General features: G+C 68.6%; 15 protein-coding genes and 1 pseudogene. 9 read left to right on the top strand and 7 right to left on the bottom strand.

What is annotated here, in order from left to right:
* Positions 1-369: 369 nt before the first annotated feature.
* The 5 genes from OOK07_RS35525 to OOK07_RS35505 form a co-directional block, all read right to left on the bottom strand.
* Positions 370-903 carry a TetR/AcrR family transcriptional regulator gene (locus OOK07_RS35525; RefSeq protein WP_266802145.1) on the bottom strand — a complete coding sequence of 178 codons (534 nt, stop codon included), beginning with the start codon at positions 901-903 and terminating at the stop codon, positions 370-372.
* A 98-nt stretch (positions 904-1,001) separates the two neighbouring features.
* A complete protein-coding gene (locus OOK07_RS35520; protein ID WP_266685912.1) occupies positions 1,002-1,493 on the bottom strand; it encodes a hypothetical protein in 492 nt (163 codons plus the stop codon).
* 283 nt (positions 1,494-1,776) lie between these two features.
* Positions 1,777-2,106, bottom strand: coding sequence for an SCP2 sterol-binding domain-containing protein (locus OOK07_RS35515; protein ID WP_266800569.1), 330 nt, complete (start codon positions 2,104-2,106; stop codon positions 1,777-1,779).
* Positions 2,107-2,204: 98 nt separating this feature from the next.
* The gene (locus OOK07_RS35510) at positions 2,205-3,095 is read right to left on the bottom strand and encodes an AfsR/SARP family transcriptional regulator (protein ID WP_266685909.1); all 891 of its coding nucleotides are present in this window, start codon (positions 3,093-3,095) and stop codon (positions 2,205-2,207) included.
* 300 nt (positions 3,096-3,395) lie between these two features.
* The gene (locus tag OOK07_RS35505; RefSeq protein ID WP_266801861.1) at positions 3,396-4,622 is read right to left on the bottom strand and encodes an IS110 family RNA-guided transposase; all 1,227 of its coding nucleotides are present in this window, start codon (positions 4,620-4,622) and stop codon (positions 3,396-3,398) included.
* Between the two features lie 546 nt (positions 4,623-5,168).
* On the opposite strand from OOK07_RS35505, the gene OOK07_RS35500 reads away from it, so the two are divergent.
* The 9 genes and pseudogenes from OOK07_RS35500 (at position 5,169) to OOK07_RS35460 (ending at position 17,294) form a co-directional block, all read left to right on the top strand.
* On the top strand, positions 5,169-6,974 hold the full coding sequence (locus OOK07_RS35500; RefSeq protein WP_266685908.1) for an NAD(P)/FAD-dependent oxidoreductase: 1,806 nt from the start codon (positions 5,169-5,171) through the stop codon (positions 6,972-6,974).
* A gap of 5 nt (positions 6,975-6,979) precedes the next feature.
* Entirely contained in the window at positions 6,980-7,915 is a 936-nt protein-coding gene (locus tag OOK07_RS35495; RefSeq protein ID WP_266802143.1) for a DUF1702 family protein, read from the top strand.
* Positions 7,916-7,926: 11 nt separating this feature from the next.
* Positions 7,927-8,919, top strand: coding sequence for a DUF1702 family protein (locus tag OOK07_RS35490; RefSeq protein WP_266800565.1), 993 nt, complete (start codon positions 7,927-7,929; stop codon positions 8,917-8,919).
* A gap of 173 nt (positions 8,920-9,092) precedes the next feature.
* Positions 9,093-10,082: a DUF1702 family protein gene (locus tag OOK07_RS35485; RefSeq protein ID WP_266800563.1), complete on the top strand. Its 990-nt coding sequence runs from the start codon at positions 9,093-9,095 to the stop codon at positions 10,080-10,082.
* Complete coding sequence (locus OOK07_RS35480; RefSeq protein WP_266685904.1) at positions 10,079-11,008, top strand: DUF1702 family protein; 930 nt, start codon at positions 10,079-10,081, stop codon at positions 11,006-11,008. Before OOK07_RS35485 ends, OOK07_RS35480 begins: the two co-directional genes overlap by 4 nt.
* A 158-nt stretch (positions 11,009-11,166) precedes the next feature.
* A complete protein-coding gene (locus OOK07_RS35475) occupies positions 11,167-11,463 on the top strand; it encodes a TfoX/Sxy family protein (protein ID WP_266800561.1) in 297 nt (98 codons plus the stop codon).
* A gap of 319 nt (positions 11,464-11,782) precedes the next feature.
* A complete protein-coding gene (locus tag OOK07_RS35470; RefSeq protein WP_266800560.1) occupies positions 11,783-12,589 on the top strand; it encodes a TetR/AcrR family transcriptional regulator in 807 nt (268 codons plus the stop codon).
* A gap of 480 nt (positions 12,590-13,069) precedes the next feature.
* Positions 13,070-14,419 (top strand): cation:proton antiporter, encoded by a 1,350-nt coding sequence (locus OOK07_RS35465; protein ID WP_266800559.1) that lies wholly within the window; start codon positions 13,070-13,072, stop codon positions 14,417-14,419.
* A gap of 917 nt (positions 14,420-15,336) precedes the next feature.
* Positions 15,337-17,294 (top strand): annotated as a pseudogene (locus OOK07_RS35460) (SMI1/KNR4 family protein).
* Positions 17,295-17,385: 91 nt separating this feature from the next.
* Here the strand turns inward: OOK07_RS35460 and OOK07_RS35455 are convergent.
* Positions 17,386-17,874: a GNAT family N-acetyltransferase gene (locus tag OOK07_RS35455; RefSeq protein WP_266800558.1), complete on the bottom strand. Its 489-nt coding sequence runs from the start codon at positions 17,872-17,874 to the stop codon at positions 17,386-17,388.
* Between the two features lie 357 nt (positions 17,875-18,231).
* Positions 18,232-21,732, bottom strand: coding sequence for a SpoIIE family protein phosphatase (locus tag OOK07_RS35450; RefSeq protein ID WP_266800556.1), 3,501 nt, complete (start codon positions 21,730-21,732; stop codon positions 18,232-18,234).
* Positions 21,733-22,161: the final 429 nt, after the last annotated feature.

Below are 22,161 nucleotides of genomic sequence, written 5' to 3'. Positions count from 1 at the left end.
GCCTGGTGCGCGCGAGGCGCCGGAGTCCCGCGATGAACGATCACGTGGGGCTTGAACGCCGCCAGAGATGCCGTGTTCGCGGGGGCCTAGGTGGCGGGCCGGCGCTCGCCAGTTCTGCGGATGAACACCCACTGGTTTCTCACCGTTCCGGCGCAACGCCTTGTCCTCCAAAGCCAATCGCCGCAGCGTGAGCAACACGGGCTCCAGTAGCACCGTCACTACGGCCGCGTGCTCGGCCAGCGGCAGAGGACCGGCCCCAGCGTGTATCTGATGGCACGGCCCCACTCCCTTTCTCATCGGCTCGTCCACCGACGGTGCAAAACCACGGAGGAGTGCCTTTCCGGCCGGTCCGTGAGTCGCGTCAACGGATCAGACGGCCTTCCAGAGTCGGGACTCGGGGGCGAAGCCCATAGCCACCAGGCAATTGATGAGCATCCCGTAGGCCAGGAACCTGGTCGTCTCATCCGGGTCGGCGCCCAGCGGCAGATGGACCGTGTCCCACAGCCGCATCCATCCGCTGCGCACCTCCTCTCCGAACTCGTAGTCCCCTGCCTGCTCGGCGGCGGACACCGCGACGTGCACCTGCATCTGCATCAACAGCAGTTCGGGGCGTTCAGCGATGAGGTCGGTGTAGGCGCTCTCCATGGCGTCGAGGGAGCTTTCGCCCTCCAATCCCTCAGTGGCCTCCCCGAACGTGCGGACGGTGTCTTCCATGCAGCGCCGCGCCGCCGCCAGAAAGATCGCCTTCTTGTCCGGGAAGAGCCTGAAGAGATACGGCTGTGAGACACCCACCCGCTCAGCGATCGCCTCCGTTGACGTGCCGTGGTATCCGCCACGGCCGAACTCCCTAATCGCCACACGGACAACACGCTCGCGTCTGTCTTCGGCACTCATCCTGACCACGAAGCTCACTCCGCTTGCCGCCGCTCAAACCCACTTCCAGCGACTGCTCCATGCGTCCGCTTACGCGGTGTGGGCCCGCATTATTCGGGATGCCGACGTCACGTCTTGCCTTCGGCCAGGTCGCGCAGGTTCAGGAGCTGCCTGCGCATCATGAACAAGTCGAGCCACGCCAGCATCCATTGGCGCGCCAAACCGAGGCTGCGCGCGCGAGGGAGGCTCAGTTTCACCATCAACCGAGTGCCACCCGAATCCTCATCACGAGTGACGTAGCTGATCACCAGTTCCCCGAACATCCAGCGGCCAAGCCGGGACACACGTATGGTGACATGCTCGTCGACCACGAAGCTCACCAATGTGAACACCCTGATGAAGCGCTGCCCGATCTTCAGCTGCTCAAGTCCTGGAGTGAGGGCGCGAGGGCTGGTGCGCCCCAAGTTGTTCAGTAGGTCGTAGCTGTACGGGGCTACTCTGAGCTGGCACAGCCACCGGAACACGTCCGAGCGAGGAGCGGCAACGCTGACCGCACGGTGTGCTTCGAACTTGGGGTCGGCAAACACACCGTCACACGGGTATGTGGCACCGATCTCCACGTCGGTCGTACCCCAGACGAGGGGCCATCCCGACACATCAGACTCCCGTCTCACCTTCATTGAGCGCCTACCCTCGCTGCCATATTCGGCGGTGCCGCGAACGTCGCCTCCGTATGTGCGCCGTGACCCTAGGCGGCTCGACTTCCCCGCGTGTCACGACCCGCGTAAGCGGGATCCACCGACGTTTCGCCCAACGGACAGCAGGTTGATGGTCGGCCCGTCCCACGGCTTGGAGTGCACATGGAGTTGGCACGGGTCCCTGGGACAGGCCGCGCCCGGGGGGTCAGGATTCGGTGTCGAAGAGCTCGGGCACCTTGAGTGCGAGTGTCATGTCGCCTTCGACCTTCATCTTGCCGGCCATGAACGCCTTCATCGCGTCCTGGCGGCCCTCGGCGATGGCGAGCCAGATTTCGCTGGTGGTGGTGAATGTGGTGTCCGGCTCGGGAACGCCACCGGGGATGACGCGTCCCTGACCGCCCTTGATCTCGACGGCCCACACGCCTGGGTCAAGGTCGGTGAGCTGCCATTGAAGGGTGCGTTCGAGGCCGGCCGCGGTCTCGGCCCGCAGTCGGCCGGGCAGTTGGTCGAAGAATTCGCCAACGGTAAGGGTCATTGGATTGGGCTCCTGATGCCTTGTCCTGCAGGTGGAGCTGGCTTCGTCGTTCTCCAGCTGGTGCGCGATGACCGTAGGGACGCGGACTTCCCCGCCTATTACCGGGCTTGTAAGTTCGTGGCCTGGTGCGACGGGCCGCCGCAGCGGATGGGCGTGCCGAGCAGTTGGTGGCGAAGTTCGACGAACTCTTTCGGGAGTCGCATGCCGAGATCACGCTGAACGACTTCGCAGAATGCCTCCAGCCGGCGTGCGGCTCGCCTGCGATTGCCCTGGCGCAGGGAGACCTCGATGATCACCTTGGTCGCCAACTGGTTGTACCGCTCGAGCCGCAGCATCTGGTAGGCCGTCTCGAGGAGCTCTTCGTCTGTGCCGGAATCGATGTCGATCTGCATCAGGCGGGTGAGCGCCTGCGAGCACATCAGCGCGTATTTGTGCCGGTAGCGCTCGAGCCAGGAGCTTGATTCTCCGTCGAGCAACGGGCCCTGTGAGACGTAACCCGACACACGGCGATAGTAGAAGAGTGCACGAGCGACGTCGCCGGCGATGTCGTACGCGTGACCGCGCCGGAATAACAGCTCGAGGTCGGCCACATCCGTCCACCACAGGTCTGCCGACTCGAAGGTGTACACACGGTTGGCGTGGTGCTGGATGAATGAAGACCGTTCTCGCGGACCGAGTTCGGGCTCGAGCAGCCGCTTGAGCACATGCATGTTGACGTCGAACCCTCTGATCGCTTTGTCGGGTTCGGTTTCAGGCCACAACGTGTCGACGAACTGGTCCGCCGAGCACGGCTTTCCGGGGTTCAACAGGAACCACAGCAGGATGTGCAGGCCCTTTTTGCGGCTCGACTCCAGCGTCACCCGGTGATCGCCGCGGTACATCCGTAGATACCCGAACAGGTAGGCCCGGTACGGAGCTTCTCTCTCGAGCTCCCTCGGGTGATCGACATCGTTCTTGATCAAATCCTCGACCGCATGCACAGCAGTCATCGCTCCCCCGTTCCATAGAAACCGCGCTGACCAGCGGAGACGTTGTCGATTCCAGCCGGAAGTTAGCGCCGTTCACAGGCAATACGGCACGTTACCCAAGTTGACGCGCTAAACAAACACGGAGGACAAACCTTCATATCTGACAGATAGTCAGCTGCGTGGCGCGCTGAAAGTGCCCCTGGGTAACGGGATGAGGACGGTGCCACCCCGGACGTGAAGCACCCGTAGGACTACACAATCGAGGTTGTTCTGTGACGAGCTCCAGCATGGTCGCGGTCAGACACCCCATGTCGTTTGGTGTCAAGCGGCAGGGGTGTGGGCGTGGTGCGACCAGGCGGTCGCTTCGTCGTAGAGGGTTCGGGTCTTGAGGCATCCGTGGAGGATGCCGACGAGGCGGTTGCCGAGCTGCCGCAGGGCCGGGTTGTAACCGGCCTCGCGGGCGCGTTGTTTGTCGTAGTAGTGGCGGGCGCCGGGCGAGGCGCGCAGGGCGGAGAACGCCTGGGTCTGCAACGCATCGGCGAGCCGGTTGTTGCGGACGTAGCGGGCCTGGACGGTATGGCTCTTGCCGGAGGCCCGGGTGATGGGGCTGGTGCCGGCGTAGTTCTTGCGGGCTTTGGCGGACGCGTAGCGGGTGGGGTCGTCCCCGAACTCGGCGAGCACCCGGGCGCCGGTGATCTCCGCGATGCCGGGCATCGAGAGGTAGATCTCAGCGTCTGGGTGCTTGAGAAAATGGGCCCTCACCTGCCCTTCCAGGTCGGCTATCTGCTCGTTCAGGGCGATCAGCAGCTTCGCGTGAGCGGTGACGGTGGCCGCGTAGGCGGTCGTGACCGGCTCGGGCAGGCCCAGCTGCCGTTCGCGCAGCGCGGCCTGGATCGTGGCCGCTTTCGCGTCCCGGTTGCGCCGGCGGGCACGGGCCAGAACGGCGGTGATCTGGGCACGGGTCAACTTCGCCCCGGCCGCCGGGGTAGGGGCCTTGATCAGCAGTTCCAGGGCGTCCGTGCTGGTCAGGGTGAGGTCCGCGTAGGCGGCCAGGGCGGCGGGGAAGTACTCGCGCAGCGTGCTGCGCAGCCGCTGGAACGTGCGAACGCGTTCCCAGATCAAGGTCTGGTGGGCGCGGGCGACGACCTTGACGGCCTGCGCCTGCTCGCTGTCCCCGGCCACCGGCCGCAGCTGGGCCCGGTCGATGCGGACCATGTCCGCCAGCGCGTGCGCGTCGCCCCTGTCGCTCTTGGCGCCGGAGGAGGCATAGCGTTCCTTGAACCGGGCGACCTGCCGCGGGTTGATGGCATAGACCTGGTAGCCGGAGGCGATCAGGGCCTGCACCCAGGAGCCGCGGTCGGTCTCGATCCCCACCACCACGTCGGCGGCATCCAGGCCCTCGCCGCCGTGCTTGGCCAGGAGCTCGTGCAGCTTCGCGATTCCCTCCACGCCCTCGGGCAGCCTCGCCGCGGCGAGTTTTCGGCCTGCCTCGTCCTGGACCTCGACGTCGTGGTGGTCTTCGGCCCAGTCATCGCCGATCAGCAGCAACTCGTCCTCCTGGTCAGGTGCTTTGCTCCATGCAGCCTGCGGAAGGCACGGCACGCGGCCTAATGGATCCAGTGCTCACGCCCCACTGCCCGGCGGGCACGCCACCCCATCAACGGTCTGGCCTCCCGGCCGACCAGCAGGGGCACGGTCTGACCTCAGAAGTCGAATGCTTCCGGCGTCGGTAGTGCTCACCTGCTGGCGGCTACGGACCCGAGCATTCCCCGGCTCCGTAGCTCCCATTAGGCGTCGAGGAGCCCTGGTGGAGCTTCCACCGGCAGTAAGTGCCGCGTAACCGGGGCCCCTAGCGTTCGCTGGCAAGACGAGATGCAGGAGCACCTTGTTGCGGAGGCGGAGGCGGATGCATGGGGCCACGCGATGACTGCCGAAGAGCGGGGACGTTGAGCATGGCGACCTCGCGGCACTTCGTCGGCAGCATGCGAGCGCAGCCAGACGCATACGGGCGCCGGCCCACGTCAAGCCAAAGCGGCAACCATCCAACCATCCTGGGGCCTTCGTCGCCCGTGATGCCGTGCTGGAGGTAGCACAGTGACCGAGCAGAAAACGTCCGACGACGCGGTTTCCGAATTCGACGTAGCAATCATGGGCGGCGGCGCGGCCGGGCTGACGCTGGCGATGCATCTGCACAGGGCCCGCCCCGGCACCTCGATCGTGGTGGTGGAGAAAAGTACCCGGGCCCCCGAGGCAGCACACAAGGTGGGAGAATCGACCGTCGACATCGCCGCGCACTACATGCGTGACGTGCTCAAGGTGGAACCTCACATCACTGGCCGGCAACTCGACAAGTTCGGGCTGCGGTTCTTCTTCACCCAGGCCGACAACCGCGACATCGCGCGACGCGTCGAACTCGGCCATGCGCACCGCCCGCATGTCGGTGCCACCTACCAGATCGACCGCGGGCGGTTCGAGAACTACCTGTCCGACGAACTCACCGATCTCGGTGTGGACGTGTGGGTCGGCCACAGGATCGACAAGATCGATCTCACCGATACCGGCCGGCGGCACAGCGTCAGCGTGACGACGCCGGACGGTGAGCATCGCGGCATCCGGGCGCGATGGGTGCTCGATGCCTCGGGCCGCGCTTCGCTCCTCAAGCGCAAGCTCGGGCTGGCGAAACCGAACGGACACAATGTGAATGCCGCGTGGTTCCGGATCGACCACCCGATCGACATCGACGAATGGTCGAGCCTGAGCAGCTGGCACGAGCGCATCACTGACGGCCACCGTCGCCTGTCGACCAACCACCTGATGGGTGAGGGGTACTGGGTATGGCTGATCCCCTTGGCCTCGAACTCGATCAGCGTCGGCATCGTCGCCGACGCCGAGATCCACCCGTTCGACAAGATCAACCGTTTCGAGAAGGCGCTGACGTGGCTGCGAGAACACGAGCCGCAGTGCGCCGAAGTCGTCGAGTCGCATCGCGACAAGCTGCTCGACTTCAAGGTCATGCGGAACTATTCGTACGGCTGTGAGCAGGTGTATTCCGAGCAGGGCTGGTGCCTGACGGGGGAGGCGGGCATCTTCCTGGACCCGTTGTACTCGCCGGGGTTCGACGTCATCTCGTTGAGCAACGGGCTGATCACCGACCTGGTCACACGCGCGCTCGACGGAGAGGACATCAGCGAGCTCGCCGCGATCCACAATAATGTGTTCTTCCTGGTCACCGACGGCTGGCTACCGATCTACGAAGGCCAGTACCCGATCATGGGCAACGCCCGGGTCATGAGCGCGAAGATCATCTGGGACACCGGGGTCTATTGGGCGGTGGCGTCGCTGCTCTACCACCACGACCAGTTCCGGCAGTTGGGCGACCGGCCGCGGCTGGTGGCGCAGATGGCACGGATATCGACGATCACCGAGCCGGTCCAGCGGTTCTTCCGGCAGTGGTACGACGTCGAACCGAAGGCACATGCCGACGGCTTCGTCACCTACTACGACTTCGATTTCATGACACGCTTCCACGAGGGCATGGTCGGCGACCTTCCCGATGCGGAACTCGACGATCAATTCGCCGCCAATCTGGACGAGTTGGAGCGGATCGCCGGCGAGCTCGTGTCCGCGGTCATCGCGGAGTGCGACGCCGCCGACGACGAGGTACGACGCGACCAGGCCGACCGGTGGCGAGCCGACAAGGCGCTGATGCGGCTCGTCGACAGCTACCAGTCACACGGCACATCGGAGGAAGCGTGGATCACCGTGGGGCCGGACGGACTGGCCAAGGGCGGCGGCCGGGACTTCTCGATCCGCCCGCACGGCAGTGACGCTGCCGCGCCCACGAAGGGAACCGAAGGCGACATCGAAGCGGGTGCGCTGGCGGGAGGCCAGTCGCGGTGACCGGCATGCTGATGCGGGCCCGCCGCGCCGCGATGGGCGTTCCCGAGAGGGAGATCCTCGCCTTCAAGGGCGGTGACTCGGCGAACTGGCGACACCTGGAGGATGGTGTCCGGGCGGCTGTCGGCGGCTACCACGCGGTGGTCGACGGCGGCAGCTTGGCCGACATCATGGCCCGCCTGGAGCAGGTCCCCAAACCGTTGAACGGGTACGCCCACGAAGGCGTCGCGATGGGACTGACCGGGTTGGACTGCGTACTGCCGTCGAAATCGCGGTTCCGCGAGTTCCTCGCCGGGCCCGGAGACGCCCACGTCTACATGGTGCACATCGGCGCCGGCGAGGCACTGGCGCGAATGCGACGACGGCCCGAACCGTTTCTGGCTCGGCTCGACGACCCCGTGCTGCGATGGCTGGTCATGGACGGTTACGGCTTCCACCAGGGGTTCTTCGCCCGGGCCAAGTACGTCGACCGGCAGGTGGTCCCCGCGTTCCTCTCGCCGTACGCTCGGCGAGTCTTCGATCAGGGTGTGGGCCGCAGCATCTGGTTCTCCGCGGGTGCCGACGTGGTCCGCATCGCCGCCCACATCGCCGCTTTCACCCCTGACCGGCACGCGGATCTCTGGTTGGGCGTCGGCGTCGCCTGCAGCTACGTCGGCGGGCTTTCGCGGCAGGAGATCGAGTGTCTACGGGAGGTCTGCGCCCCGCACCTGACGCGCGTGGCCATCGGGGCGGCGTTCGCGGCCCGGGGCCGCCACCGTGCCGGCAACCCCCAACCCGACACCGACCTGGCGTGCGAGGTGCTGTGCGGCACCGACAGCCTGGGCGCCTCGACGATCGTCGAGGACGCGTTCGCTGCTCTGCCCAGGCGCATGGACCAGCCGGGCTACGAACTGCTCCAGACCCACCTGTTCGAGGTCTTCACCGCTTCGAGTCTGCCCGCCTAGAGAGTGAGCCCATGGTCGACCTGATACCCGCATCGCCCGCCGGTCGTGAAATCCCCGCCGACGCGGGCGAGAGCAAGCTGCGCACGTTCGCCGGCAATCTCCTGGGAAAGGTGTTCGCGGTGTCGTCCGCGACGCTCAAGCCTCCGACCGTCGGCGACGACGCCTCGAGCGCAAGGCTCAAGCAGGTCGTGTTCACCGTCACCGAATGCTGCCAGACCACCGTGCTCGACCCCCGGGTCGAGACGCTTGTCCCCAAACTCGACGCATACGACAAGGAACTGGCCGGTTTCGCCTACGAAGGCGCCGGTGTCGGTCTGGCCGCCCTGGACACCTTGATGCCGACGAAGCGGCGGACCCTGGCGTTCGCGACCGGCCCGGGCGCGCCGTACATCTTCGGCATCTACCTCGGCGCAGGTATGGGCCTGGCCAGGATGCGGTTCAACCCGGAGCCATTCCGCAGGCGCTTGGGCGACCCGCTGTTCGGCTGGGCCGTCTTGGACGGGTACGGCTTCCACCAGGGGTTCTTCGCGCACAAGCGGTACGTGATCGAACAGCGTCTTCCGGGTCATCTGCGCGGCTACGGGCGCCGGGTGTTCGACCACGGGATGGGACGCAGCATCTGGTTCTCCTCCGGCGCCGACGTCGAGCGCGTCGGGGCGACGATAGCGGGCTTCTGCGAGACACGACAGGCCGACTTGTGGCAGGGAGTGGGTTTGGCCTGCGGCTACACCGGCGGAGTCGACCGTCCCACCATAGAGCGCTTGCGAGCCGTCGCCGGCGAGCGCCAGGGGCATCTCGCGGTCGGCTCGGCGATGTCGGCCAGCATCCGGCATCACGTCGGCAATACCGCCGACCACAACGACTTCGCGAGCGAGGTGCTGTGCGGGATGCCGTCCGCGGAGGCGGCCGCGGCGGTCGATTCGCTGCGGCGGGGCCTGCCGACCGACCCGGAGGTGCCTGCATACGCCCTGTGGCGTCAGCGCATTCTTCGACAGTTCGAATGAATTCGATCCGATCCGACAACCGCGGCAGACCAAGCTGCCCGTCCGGCGGTCCCGCTCGGGGCGGACGCGACCGGTGCCGAGCCGCCCCGATCGGCTGCCAAGGCCGTATCCCATACCGTGCGGCGCCCCCGGCGCGCGGCCTCTTGCGCCGAACCAGTGTGAGGAGCCCGACGTTGATCACCTTGAGCACCATCCTCAAGCCGGTGCTGCGGCTCTCTGCCGACGAATTCCCCAAAATCGCGGCCCGGCAGTTCGGCGCCCACAACGACATCGATCGCGTCTGGCAGGATTTCGCGCCAGTCGCGCACACCCTCGTCGACAGCTTCTGGACGACCGTCGACCATCCCCGGTTCGCCACGCTGGTCCCGATGCTGGACGCCACCGACGACGACGTACGCGGGGTCGCCTACGAGGGCGCCGGCATGGGGCTGTCATTGCTGGACTGCCTGCTGCCCTACAAGAAGCGGCTCGCCGATTTCCTCACCGGTCCCGGGCGCGCCTACAAGCCACTGCTGTACATCGGTGCTGGTCTCGCACTGCCGCGGATGCCGGTGGACCCGCTTCGGATCATGGCCCGCTACGACGATGACGACCGGTGGCTCATCCTCGACGGATACGGCTTCTACTACGGCTTTTTCACCCCCGAGCGGAGCCTGCGACAGCAGGTCAGGCCGCGCCGCATCACCGGCTATGCCGGGCAGATGTTCGACCGCGGGCTCGGGCGCAGCCTCTGGTTCACCTCCGCCGCGAACACACAGCGGATCGCCGCCGTCATAGGACGGTTCCCGGCAGCTCGCCGCGGCGACCTGTGGAGCGGCGTCGGCCTGGCCTGCGCATACGCTGCCGGTGTACTCGACGAACCGGCGATGCGCCGGCTCGTGACAGCAGCCGGACCGGACGCGGACCAGTTCGCCGTCGGGGTCGCCGTCGCCGCGGAGTTCCGGCACGTGGCGGGACATTCAGCCGGCCACACCGATCTTGCCTGCGCCATCTCGTGGGGCGCGGACAGCGCGACGGTGGCACGGATCGCCACCGCTGAACGAGCCGGCACAGCACCACTGGCTATGACCACCCCACGCTACGAGGCTTGGCGGCAAGGGGTGCGAACGGCGTGGACCGCACGCCATCAAGACCCGACCACAGCAGCGAGGGCCGATCAATGACCGCACTGGGCAGCGTCCGTCGTCGACTTTTCGGTATCCCCCAACCCCGAAAGGTGTTCAGCAAGCCCGGGTTCGCACCCGAAGCCTGGCGGCGATTCGCCCCGGTAGCCGAATCGCTGGCACTGGGTTACAACGCCACCTTGGAGGACTGTTCCGCGCCCGCGCTGGTCGTCCGACTGCAGGCGGTGGACCGCGTGTTCCGCGGGTTCGCCTACGAAGGCGCGGGCATGGGCTTGGGCGCGTTGGATCTGCTGACGCCATGGAAGAAGCGCCTCGGCGCCTTCGTCGACGGTCCCGGCGGAGCGCACATCTACACTATCTACGTCGGTGTCGGCCTCGCTCTGGCCCGCCTGCGGCGCCGGCCCGAGCGGTATCTGGGCGAGCTGGATCCGCTGCTCGGTTGGGCAACCGTGGACGGATACGGGTTCCACGGCGGCTTCTTCGAACGCCGCCGCTACATCGTCAGGAAGGCGCGTCCGACCCATCTGTCGAGTGAGTGCGGGCCGTTGTTCGACCAGGGCCTGGGCCGCGCGATCTGGTTCTCGAGCGGGGCCGTGGTCGAGCGGGCGGCCGCTACGGTGGCCGGCTTCCAGCCCGACCGTCACCCCGCTCTGTGGAACGGCATCGGGATGGCCTGTGCTTACGGCGGCGGCACCGACCGCGCTGGTCTGGAGCGGATATGCGAGGTGGCCGACGCGTATCGGGACCGGCTGGCCTGGGGCGCGGCCACCGCCGCTTGGACGCGGGATTTGGCGGGCAACCGGACCGCGCACACCAATCTGGCCTGCGAAGTGTTCATCGGCATCCCCAGCGACGACGCCGCACGCGTACTCCGGGAGGGGCGCCATGAGGTCGCCGGTTCCGCGTCGTCGGCGCCGATCCAGGCATGGCGCAGTCATTTCGCGGCGACGGTCACCACTGCGTGACAAGGCCCCTGGGGCATATTTGATCGAGGGTGCCACAGGGCATCCTGGACCCGGACCAGGCAGGACTGCCCCACCCGCTGGGGCGCAGGCCGAGGGGGCTGTGACCGGTGGCCTATGACCGCGATCTTGCTGACCGTATCCGCGGTGGGCTCACATCCGTGCAGTCTGTCCGTGAAGTGCACATGTTCGGCGGGCTGGGATTCATGGTCAACGGCAAGCTCGCGGTGTTCGCCCACGGCGACGGCGGCATGTGGCTGCGCTGCACGCCGTCCCGGGTCGGCGAACTCGAACGCAAGGGTGCACAGTGCGCCGACATGGGCAACGGCCGCAATATGGGTGCCGGTTGGGTGCAGGTGAGCGCCGAACAGGTGCCGACCGAGGAGACGTTGGACTTCTGGCTCGACGTCGCGCTCGACCACCACCGTTCGGCGACCACACCCCGACGAAAGAGGTGAGCGCCGCTCCGGACCCGAGCGCGAACCGCCAGCGGCCACTGCATACTGGGCCGGGGCCCCGGCAATGGCGCACCTGCGCAGCGCTATCTGTGGGCGGACGACTCAACGTATGATCGAAAGACGCCAAGTCGGCCGGTCCGTACGGGGACTGAGCCGGCAGTTCGTCCCGTGGACGCCGTGGCCGGCCGCCACAAAGCCGCGGGGTCACCCGTCATCCGGCCGTATATGTCGATTACAGTCGCTGCGGTCGCGGACGAACCGGTCGGACAGCATCGGCGGATTGGCCGGGGGAGGCGAGATGGTGCAACGGTCACCAGCGATGAGCCGCCGCGAACGACGGCGCCTGGAGACCTACGACGAGATCGTCGAGGTGTCCCGAACGCTGCTGCGACACGGCGACACCCTGTCATTGCGTGCGGTGGCCACCCAGATGGGGATGACCCCACCGGCCCTGTACCGATACATCGACAGCGTCGACGAATTGCATGTACTGGTCGCGCGCGACATCTGCAACGACGTGGTCGCAGCCATGGACAAGGCACGCGACCACTACCCGTGCGACGACCCCGCCGCCAGGCTCGCCGCTTCGGCCACGATGCTGCGCTGCTGGGCGCTGGCCAACCGGATAGAATTCCAGATGGCATTCGCCAACCCGACGCTCGCTGCGGCCTCCTGCCCGATTCGCCGCAAGGAGTTGGGACTGCTGGACGAGGGCGGCGACGACTCTCCGAATCCGTTCGCCGCGCACTTCGCAGGGTTGTTCATCGAGTTGCACTCCCAGGGCCTCATCGCCGTGCCGGCGCCCGCCGACCTGGACCCTGGACTACATGCGCTCATCCAGGAGAGCGCAAGCAAGCGCGGAGACCCGTTCGTCGCTGCGCTCGGCATAGAGGGACTGGGCACGCTCTGGCTGTTCAAACTGGCATGGGCCAGACTCTACGGGGTCCTGATGGTCGAGGTCTTCGGGCAAGTCGAAGCAGAACTCATCGGCTCCGACTCGGTCTTCAACACGCTGATGCGCGAAACCTTCGCCAGCGTCGGCCTTGCCGACAGCTGGGACCGGCTTATCGGGGTGAGCCGCGATACTGCGCTCCGGGCCGGCGCCGAGCTCGCCGCGGGCCACTGATCGCCGGCCCACTGCCCGTGCTGCCCGGGCTTTTTCGTGCAGCCAGCCCTGTCGGCAAGCAGCTCAGCCACTTGCGCTTCGAGTAAGCGCAACGTAACTCGACCCGGCCAGCATCCTTGTATGCCGGCAGCGCGCGGAAAGCCCCGACCCACAACATCCGCGGTGCCGCTGTCGGTTCGGCTGTCTGACTATCGACGGCGGGCTGCGAGGGGCGACGGAACCCGAAGACGCGTCGCCACGCGCGATGCGATCCCGTCATGGTGACGCTCGGAAGGACCTCGATCTGCCGGCCGAACCGCAAGGCAAGCCGGGTTTCGGGCGCCTGTGCCATCGGGCGAGGCCGCCCATGTGGAACATGCGCACCGGGTGCTCGGTCTTCCCGCGAACCCGCCGACACACGGCGTTCTCGCCCCCGAAGAACCGGCTGTCGGCGGTCCCCACCAACCCGCTGTCCCCTACCTGACGATCACGGGAGTTGTCGTGCCGCACGCGACCGATCTGGCCGCCACTACTGACAAGAACCTCGAACTCGTTCTCCACGTCCTGCCCGCGATCGTCGTCATCCTGGCCGTCTCGGCCCTCTGCGGCCGCCTCGCCCTCATGGTGAAGCAGCCGCGGGTGCTGGGTGAAATGGTCGCCGGTGTGCTGCTCGGCCCCACCCTCTTCGGCGCCCTTTTCCCCGAGGCACAGAAGGCGATCTTCACTGCCGAGGTGAAGCCGATCCTCTACGTCTTGAGCACCATCGGTCTGACCATCTTCATGTTCCTTGTCGGCGCCGGCCTTGACCACGGTGACAGCACCGCCGGGCAGGACACCAGGAACGCCGCCGTCCTGGCCCTCTCCGGCATCATCCCCGCCCTGCTGCTAGGCACCGGCGCCGGCTACCTCCTCTACGACCGGCTCTCCCGCCCCGACGTCACTTCCTTCCAGTTCGCCCTCTTCATGGGCGGCGCCCTGTCGATCACTGCCTTCCCGATGCTGGCCCGCATCCTCTACGAGCGCCGGCTGGAGAACACCCAGCTCGGCCGGATGACCCTCCTGGGCGCCTCGGTCGACGATGCCGCGGCCTGGTGCCTGCTCGCCGTGCTGTCAGCGATGCACACCGGAGGCGGGGCAATGCGGATCCTGCGCATGATCGGCTTCACTACCGTATTCGCCCTGGTCATGCTGACTGTCGTGGCCCGGCTGCTGCGCCCGATGGGCGCCAAAGTCGAACGCACCGGCCACTTCGGCTTCGACCAGATGTACATCGTCGTCGGCATCGTCCTCCTGGCCGGATGGTTCACCGACTACATCGGCATCTACTCCGTTTTCGGCGGCTTCATCGCCGGACTCGCCATGCCGCGCAACCCCGCCTTCCGAACGGCTCTGCACAGCCGGATGATGGACATCGTCTGCGTCCTGCTCCTGCCGATCTTCTTCGCCTTCTCCGGCCTCAACACCGAACTCGGCGGCCTCGCCGGATGGGCCATGATCGGCCCGTTCCTGCTGATCCTGGCCGCGGGGTTCATCGGCAAGTACGTGGGCTGCGCGACGGCCATGCGCGGCATCGGCTTCTCGTGGCGCGAGTCCTGGGCGGTCGGCGGCTTGATGAACGCCCGTGGCCTGATGATCCTCATCTTCATCAACATCGGCCTCGCCCAGGGAATGATCAGCAAGGACGTCTTCTCCATGCTGGTCCTGGTCGCGGTCATCACTACTGCCGGCGCGATGCCGTTGTACCGCTGGGCGCTGCCCGAGCGGCTCGAACAGCGCATGTCCCCCACTGCACCCGAACCCGAGGCCGCCTCGGGAACGAACTCGCCCGAGGCAGACCCCCTTCACGCCTGACATCGGCCGACCCGTACGCCATTCCCCGCTCGAAGTCCGCTGCGCCCGCACGGGAGCAGCCACAGGACTTCGTCAGGCCCGCCGATAGGGCAAAGGGAGTCACGCAATGCCCCAGGACCGCATTGAAGCGCCGTTCGTCGCCCTCGCGGTGACACCGGAACCCACCCCGGTACCCGCCGGCGAAGAAGAGGGCTCCCGATGGAGGTGAGCACACTTGCGACACTGCTTCTGGATCTGGCGGTGATCGTCGGGGCGGCGCAACTGCTCGGTGGGCTGGTCAGGCGCCTTGATAGGTCCGACTACCGTCCCGCCGAGCGCAATGCCCGGCACCTCACGGGCGGCAGGTCTGCATAACGGTGCCGCACTTCGCGGCCAGTTTGTCGAGGTGGCCGCGGGGTCGCAGTGACGAGAAGCGACTGACGGGACAAGGAGTCCGCCGTCCGGTACGGAGCGTCCCCGGCCCGGCGTGCGCATCCGCGATGCTCGACCCAACCATCGACTTCCTGGGCGCATCCCGATCGCATCCGCTCCCTGGCAGATCCCAAGACCACCCGGCGAAACCCCGATTCCACACAGAGCGCGGCGTTCCACAAGCCGGGCCGTTCGGCCTTCCGAGTCCCCGATCTGCTCAGTGAGCTGCCCGATCCGAGGGCCGGCCAACTCGGCTCATGTGCCGGGCCGGACCGCTTCGGGTGGTTCAGCCGTTGCGGTGAGCTTGCGTCCTGGTACGACCGGCAGGGACCGGCCGCCGAAGTGCGCCAGACCAGGAACCGGTCGCGGACAGTTCGAGAACCACCACGAACTCCGTAGGTGGGTCATCGGCGAGGCAGGATCTCCGCCGGCCCGCTCGCGCGCCTGGTGCCGTTGGCGCGGCAGGCGACGGAGCACTGTCAGTGGCGGGTGGCAGCATCGGGCGTATGACGGACACCAAGGCATTCGACTGGCGGTCCTTCCTGCTCCGGTGGAGCGGGGAGTGGGCGGATTCCCTGCCGGACGGCGAGACGCGGGGTGAGGACGACGAGGCCGCGCGGCAGGCGCGATGGCTGGGGTTCCCTTCCGCGACCGAGGAGCGGATCGCAGCCATGGAGGAGCGGCTCGGCCGACAAATGCCCCCGTCTACCGGGAGTTCCTCGCGGTCAGCGACGGGTGGCGGCACGCGGGCGGCTTCGTGTGGCTGCTGGCGGGGACCGAGGACGCGCGCTGGCACAACAACGAGTCGGAACTCGCCGACATGTTCGAGGAGTACCTGGACGAGGACGCCGGGCCCGAGGAGCGACGGGAGGCGGACATCTGGCGGCGCGGGCTGCAACTCGACGTCGAGTCCGACATCACCCACGTCCTCCTGGATCCCGAGGACGTGGACGAGGACGGTGAGTGGGCCGTGTACACGTGGGCGAGCTGGCGGGCCGCGCCGCCCGAGCGGCACGCGAACTTCCTTACGTTCATGCGGGACATGCACCGGGAGTTCCACAGCCTGCGGGCGCGCCGGAGCGACGGGGAGCCGGTGTTCGCCAACGACACGACGCGAAAGCTGGACGCCCTGGTGGAGGAGGCCCGGCTGGAGGCGCTGCGCGGCGGCTGGGAACGAGCCGTGAAGGCGCTGGACGAGGCCAAGGAGTACGGCAGACCGCGGGCCGCCGGGCTGGGTGACCAGATTCGCCGCCTGCTCGGACAGACCTACATGGTGTATTTCGACGGCCTGGTGACGGACCCGCAGTACGCGCCCGACCTGCTGCCACCGCTGGTCGCAGAGCACGCGGCACACTCGTACCGGGACGACTCCACACTGAAGTTCCATCTGCAGGGCGCCGACGACGACCTGGTGTCACTGGCTTACACGACGCTGGACCAGGTGCGGAACGGCACGTACCGGTACACGACGGCCGGACCGTTCGGGGAAGCGGTCCAGCGGGCGCGGGAGCTGGCGCGGTGGGGGGACACCGACGGGGCATGGCGGACGCTGATGAACGCTCTGCCCTTGTGGGAGCCTCTGGGAGCGGACCACCTGGCGCCGCTGGGCTGGATGGCCGACCCGGTGCTGGGGCCGCTGCTGACCCCGGAGCGGGGCCGCGAGTTGCTGTCGACTCCCAGAGGCGGGCAGGCGGGTGGGACACCGAGGCCGACGGCCGCGCTCGACCCGGGCGACCTGGCGTGGCTCGCGGAGCCGGACCCCGGCAACAACCGCACGTCCTACCGGTTCGTCCTGGTGGAGGGGGTGGAGCCGGAGGAACTGTCTGAACGGCTCGCGGACGGGGACGCGGACGGCACCGTGCTGAACGAACCCATGACCCTCCGGGAGGCGCGCCGCGTGTCGCCGCGCAACCAGGGGGAGTTCTCGTCCTACGACGACAGGGCTCTCACGGCGGTCGGCCGGGCCGGCACCGGCTGGAGCTTCGCCTTCGACGGCGATCCCGCCCCGTTCGACGGGCGGCGGTTCGTCTCCCCGGTCGCGGCCGCCAGCGGGGGCACCCGCGCAGTGGTGGTGTGGAGTGGCCTGAGGGCACGGCACGGGGAGCCGTTCTTCCACCTTTCGGTGGCACGAGACGGGGCCGAGCAGTACGCATTCACGTACGCGGACGGAGAGATCCGGCAGAGCGGAGAGATACCGCGGGCGCTGGACCCGAGCCGGTTCTTCGGCGACCTGGCGGACGGCGCCGCAGTGGAACGGTCACTGCTGGACGCGGCGGCCAGGGAGTTCGGTGCGTCTCTGCCGCGTCATGCCCTCGTGAACGGCCGGCTGCACACGTTCGCCACCCGTTCCTGGACGCGTCCACCGAGGAACGGCGAGTCGTACATGGTGATCCGCATGGATCAGGGAGACGCGCGCCGGCCGGACGGTCGGCGGACGGGAGAGGACAGGCCGGGGAGCAGGTAGAGACCGGCCGGGTCGCGCAAGGTCGAGCGCGTGGCGTCCAGCGGCTCCTGCAAGCCGGCCCCCACCGGTGCCCCCAACCGGCACACCGTGTTCATCCCGGAGGAATGCGAAACTCGAATTCGGGACGGTCCCACGGCACGGCGGGCGGGTTCGCGAACGCGGTCCCGGTCCGCACCGCACCGACGCGGTGGTAGAAGTTCTCGGCGGGAAGGTGCGACACGACCTTGAGACGGTCGATCCCGGCGGCACGGGCCTCGGACTGCATGTGCGCGACGAGGAGCCGTCCGATACCCCGTCCTTGCACGTCGTCGGCGACGAACAGCAGGTCGAGCTCCGGTGGAGAGAGGACGAGCGAGTAGAACCCGAGGATCCGGCCTCCCTGCTCGTCGGCGCCGACGGCCACAAAGGCGCGATGGGCCTCGATGTAATCAGGACCGACCCGGTAGCCCGCGACTGCGGCTGCGTACTTGCCCTCGTAGGCGCCTGAGCCACGCACGAGCCGCGTGAGCCGTTTGGCATCCCGCGCGACGGCCCTCCGTACCGTGATCGGCTGGCTGATCGGGGAAGTGCGTGAACTCATCGGGAGAGTATTTCGCACGCGGGAGTGCCTTCGTGCGGCGGGTCGGCTGCTCGCGCAGGCGTTTTCCGCGCCGCTCCCGGGATCCGCTTGCCCGGGCCCCGATCGGAGTGCAGCCCCTTCACACCGCGCAGGGGCCGGCTCCCAGGTGGTGCGGCCAGGGCCCGCTCCCAGGTGGTGCGGCCTGCCCCGTCGAAGCACACGCTGCCGGAACGGGACGCCGCCCGCGCCGGAACCCCCCGGCCGTCAGCTGTCAGCTGCTGCACCACGCGGCGGCCGGTCCTTGTGGTGGCGCCGGTCACCGGAATCGTCTCGTCGCTCAAGCCTTCCAGCCAACCGGTCGAGCACGCGGTCGGGCCATCACGATGGTTCGGCGGTGGCGGCGAGCAGGGCGGTGTCGTCGTCGACCCGGCCGGGGGTGTTCAGCAGCTCCAGGGCCCGTTCGGTGATCTGCTGGGGGTCGGTGCGGGCGGCGGCGGGCAGCGCCCCGCAGGTCCGGCACAGGGCCGCCAGGCAGTCGTCCAGGGACAGTGTCCGGTTTTCCACCAGGCCGTCGGTGTACAGCAGCAGGCTGGTGCCGGGCGGGAACGCCACCTCGCGGTCGACCGGGGTGCTGCCCAGACCCAGCGGCAGCGCTGGAGGCAGCTCCAGATAGGCGGTGTCGGCGGCTACCAGCAGGGGCGGCAGGTGCCCGCTGGCGGCGTAGTGCAGGCGGTGGCGGTGTGGGTCGTAGACCGCGTACAGGCAGGTGGCGAAGCGTTCGGTGGCGAGCGACTGCAGGTAGGCGTCCAGCCTGGCCAGCACCTGGGCCGGGCCGGCGCCCTCCATCGCGAGGCTGTGCAGGGCGGAGCGGAGTTGGCCCATCACGGTGGCGGCTTCCACGTCGTGGCCCATGACGTCGCCGATGGCCAGCCCCACGGCACCGTCGGGCAGTGCGAGCACGTCGTACCAGTCGCCGCCGACCTCGGCGCCGCGGTTGCTCGCCCGGTAGTGGGTGGCCAGGCGCACCCCGGGCACCTGGGGCAGGCGGTGGGGCAGCAGGGCGCCCTGCAGGGTCAGGGCGAGGCGGCGCTCGTTGTGGTACCGGGTGGCGTTGTCGTAGGCCATGGCCAGACGGTGGGCGAGGTTCTCCAGATACTTGTGTTCGACCGCTGAGAAGTCGGTGCGCCGGACCAGTACCAAGGCCCCCAGTGTCTGGTCGTGGGCGTGCAGCGGCAGGGCCAGCACGGCGGCGGGCGCCGGGGGCGGGCCGGCCGGGGCTGGGCCGGTGCCGTTGATCGCGTGGGTGGCGGCGGTGACCAGGGCCTCGCGGGCAAGAAGGGGGGTCCCGGCGATGTATGCCGGGGGCGACTGCGGGGCGGGTGCCGCCGCGGTGAGGTGGATGCTGATCTGGTCGGCGAAGTCGGGCAGCAGGATCTGGCCGGCAGTCTGCAGGATCTGGTCCGGGTCGAGGGTGGCGGACAGCCGCAGGCCCGCGTCGGCCAGGGAGGCCAGCACGGCCAGCTGGTTGCGGGTCTCGGTCAGGGCATGTTCGCGCAGCCGGGACAGTTCCAACCCGGCGCGGACGCGCGCCAGCAGCTGGCGCGCGGAGAAGGGTTTGGCCAGGTAGTCGTCGGCGCCGGCCTGCCGGCCCTGCACGGATTCCTCCTCGCCGGCGCGGGCGGTGAGCAAGACGATGGGCAGGCGGGCGGTGCGCGGGTCGGCGCGCAGCGCGCGAACCAGCTCGAAGCCGTCCATGTGGGGCATCATCACGTCGCTGAGCACCATCTCCACCGGCTGCGCCAGGGCCATCTCCAGGGCGGCCCGGCCGTCGGCGGCAAGCAGCACGTCGTAGTCGGGCTGCAGGAGCTGGGTGAGGTAGGCGCGCATGTCGGCGTTGTCGTCGACGACCAGCAGGCGGGCGCGTTGGGGGCGGTCGGTTTCGTGCGGGCCGGGGCCGTCGGGGGCATCGTGGGTCGCGGGGGCGTGCGGGGTGTGTGCCGCGGGGGTGGCCGCAGCGGGGACGGGGTCGGCCGCCAGCCAGCCCAGCGCCTCGTCCACATAGGCCGCGGCGCGGCCGGACCGCCCGCCTGCGCCTTCCCTGGGGGCCTGCCCGGGGGATTCGGCGCCGGCCGCGGGCGGGACCGGGCCGGGCCGGTGGGCGGCGGCGAAGGGGAGGTCCACGGTGACGGTGGTGCCCTGGCCGAGCCGGCTGTTCACGCCGACGGTGCCGCCGTTCGCTTCCACCAGGTCCTTGACCAGCACCAGGCCGAGGCCGCTGCCCTCGTGGGAGCGGGAGCGGGCGCCGCGGACCCGGTGGAAGCGTTCGAACAGGCGCGGCAGCTCGTCCGCGGGGATGCCGGTTCCGGTGTCGGTCACGGTCAGCCGGGCCCGGCCGCCGGCCGCGGCCACCTGTACCCGGGCGCCGCCGGTGAAGGTGAACTTCAGGGCGTTGCTGAGCAGGTTGAGGATGATCTTCTCCCACATCTCCCGGTCCAGGGAGACTGGCCGGGGCAGTGGCGGGCAGTCCACCTCCAGCGTCAGCCCGGCCGCGTCGAAGGCGGAGCGGAACACCCCGGCCAGCTCGGCCGTGGCACCGGCGAGGTCGACCGGCTCGAGGGCAGGGCGTGTCTGCCCGGCATCGGCCCTGGCGACCTCCAGGAGGGTGTTGACCTGCTTCAGCAGGCGCAGGGCGCCGCGCTCGGCCAGCTCCAGCCGCTCGCGCTGCTCGGGCCGGTCCTCGTCGGCCAGAACCTGCTGGAGTGGCCCCAGGAGCAGAGTGAGCGGGGTGCGCAGTTCATGGCTGACGTTGGCGAAGAACGTGGTCTTGGCCCGGTCCAGCTCGGTCAGTGCCTCCGCCCGCCGGCGCTGTTCGTCGTGGGCGAGTGCGGCCGTGAGCGCCCCGGCCACCGCGGCGGCGAGCACCTCCAGAAAGTCCCGGTAGGCCCCGGTCGGCGGGAAGCAGGGGTTGATGCCCACGACCAGGACACCTCCCACCTGCCCCGCACAGTCCAGCGGCAGAGCCAGCGCCTCCTCGACTGGCAGTCGGGCGGCCGCGGCGTGCTGCCCGGCCGTGTTGCCGCCGGTGAGCGCGGCTGCCGGCAGCGTGGCAGGGGTACCGTCGGCGACCACCTGCGCCAGCCGGGCCGCGACCTTCGACCCGTTGGCCGCACTCGGCAGGACGGCCTCTGGCGCCGGCCGCAGTCCTGCGGAGGCCGCCGGCCGCAGCGTCCCCGACTCGGAGGCCAGGTACAGGTCGAGGAACGGGATCTCTTCGGGATACGAGCCCAGCACCTCCGCGACGACGCGGGCGACCCCGTCCGGGGTGGGCAGCCCGGCGGTGCGGGCGCCGGTCTCGCTCAGCAGGCGCAGCCGGCGCTCACCCAGTACCCGGCCGGTGGTCTCGGTGATGATCTGCAGTACGCCGCCGGCGGTGCCGTCGTCCAGCAGCACGGGCTGGAAGGAGGAGTCGAAGTAGCACTGTTCCGGAAAGCCGTGGCGCTCCATGATGAGCGGCTCATCGGGGATCAGCAGTGACTTGCGGGTGTCGGTCACATAGTGGAAGTGGGAGCTCACGGGGTGGTCCCAGACCTCAGGGAACACGTCCTTGTAGGGCTTGCCGAGCGCCCAGGGGTGTTTGGCGCCGACGATGGGTGAGGAGCCCAGGTTGTACAGCGTGGCGAATTCGGCGCCCCAGTACAGAGCCATCCCGTGTTCAGAGGTGAGCATGAGGCGCAGGGTGTCCACCAGGGGCCCCGGCCAGGACTCGGGGGGCCCGAGCGGCGTCGCCGCCCACTCGATCCCGGCCAGAAGCTCGCCGAACGCACCGGCCTCGGCGAACATCCGGGCCGCCGCGGTGGGCGGGTCATCGGGCCGGGTCATCGAGAAATCTTCCTCCTGGCGCCATGTGATCCGCCCGCGCCCTCCCAAGGCTGCCGGTGGCCACTCACTGCAGGCCTTCGGGCCTTCGGGCAGAACGGACGCCGTATCCGACGCTTCTGGGCTGCACTCCAGCCAGAATTGCAACATTAAATTAACCTAAACTGCAATTTACTCAGAAGTGTAAGCTTTCGAGCGTCCGCCGACGGCGGCGATCATCGACTCGCAGTCCCTCTGGGCGGCCGACACGTCGCCACCGACGGCGTCGGCCGGGGCGAGGGGAAGAAGACCGCGGGCCGCAAAGGGCACAGGTCGTGGTCTGCCCGGGATTGCTGCTGGTGGTGCTTGTCACCGCCGCGAGCGTCCAGGACCGGGCCGCGGAGCAGGCCCCAATGAGGCACCGGACGATTTGCGCCGGGTGCTGCCCTCCTA

The sequence above is a fragment of the Streptomyces sp. NBC_00078 genome, assembly GCF_026343335.1.
Lineage (GTDB): Bacteria > Actinomycetota > Actinomycetes > Streptomycetales > Streptomycetaceae > Streptomyces.
Note: the sequence above shows the minus strand (reverse complement) of the source record. Positions and strands in the feature narration are given on the sequence as shown.

What these genes read in the sequence shown, in the direction of transcription:
- OOK07_RS35480 (WP_266685904.1), top strand. Translation starts at nt 10,079, where the DNA reads ATGACCGCACTGGGCAGCGTCCGTCGTCGACTTTTCGGTATCCCCCAA.
- OOK07_RS35495 (WP_266802143.1), top strand. Translation starts at nt 6,980, where the DNA reads ATGCTGATGCGGGCCCGCCGCGCCGCGATGGGCGTTCCCGAGAGGGAG.
- OOK07_RS35450 (WP_266800556.1), bottom strand. Translation starts at nt 21,732, where the DNA reads ATGACCCGGCCCGATGACCCGCCCACCGCGGCGGCCCGGATGTTCGCC.
- OOK07_RS35510 (WP_266685909.1), bottom strand. Translation starts at nt 3,095, where the DNA reads ATGACTGCTGTGCATGCGGTCGAGGATTTGATCAAGAACGATGTCGAT.
- OOK07_RS35515 (WP_266800569.1), bottom strand. Translation starts at nt 2,106, where the DNA reads ATGACCCTTACCGTTGGCGAATTCTTCGACCAACTGCCCGGCCGACTG.
- OOK07_RS35455 (WP_266800558.1), bottom strand. Translation starts at nt 17,874, where the DNA reads ATGAGTTCACGCACTTCCCCGATCAGCCAGCCGATCACGGTACGGAGG.
- OOK07_RS35470 (WP_266800560.1), top strand. Translation starts at nt 11,783, where the DNA reads ATGAGCCGCCGCGAACGACGGCGCCTGGAGACCTACGACGAGATCGTC.
- OOK07_RS35490 (WP_266800565.1), top strand. Translation starts at nt 7,927, where the DNA reads ATGGTCGACCTGATACCCGCATCGCCCGCCGGTCGTGAAATCCCCGCC.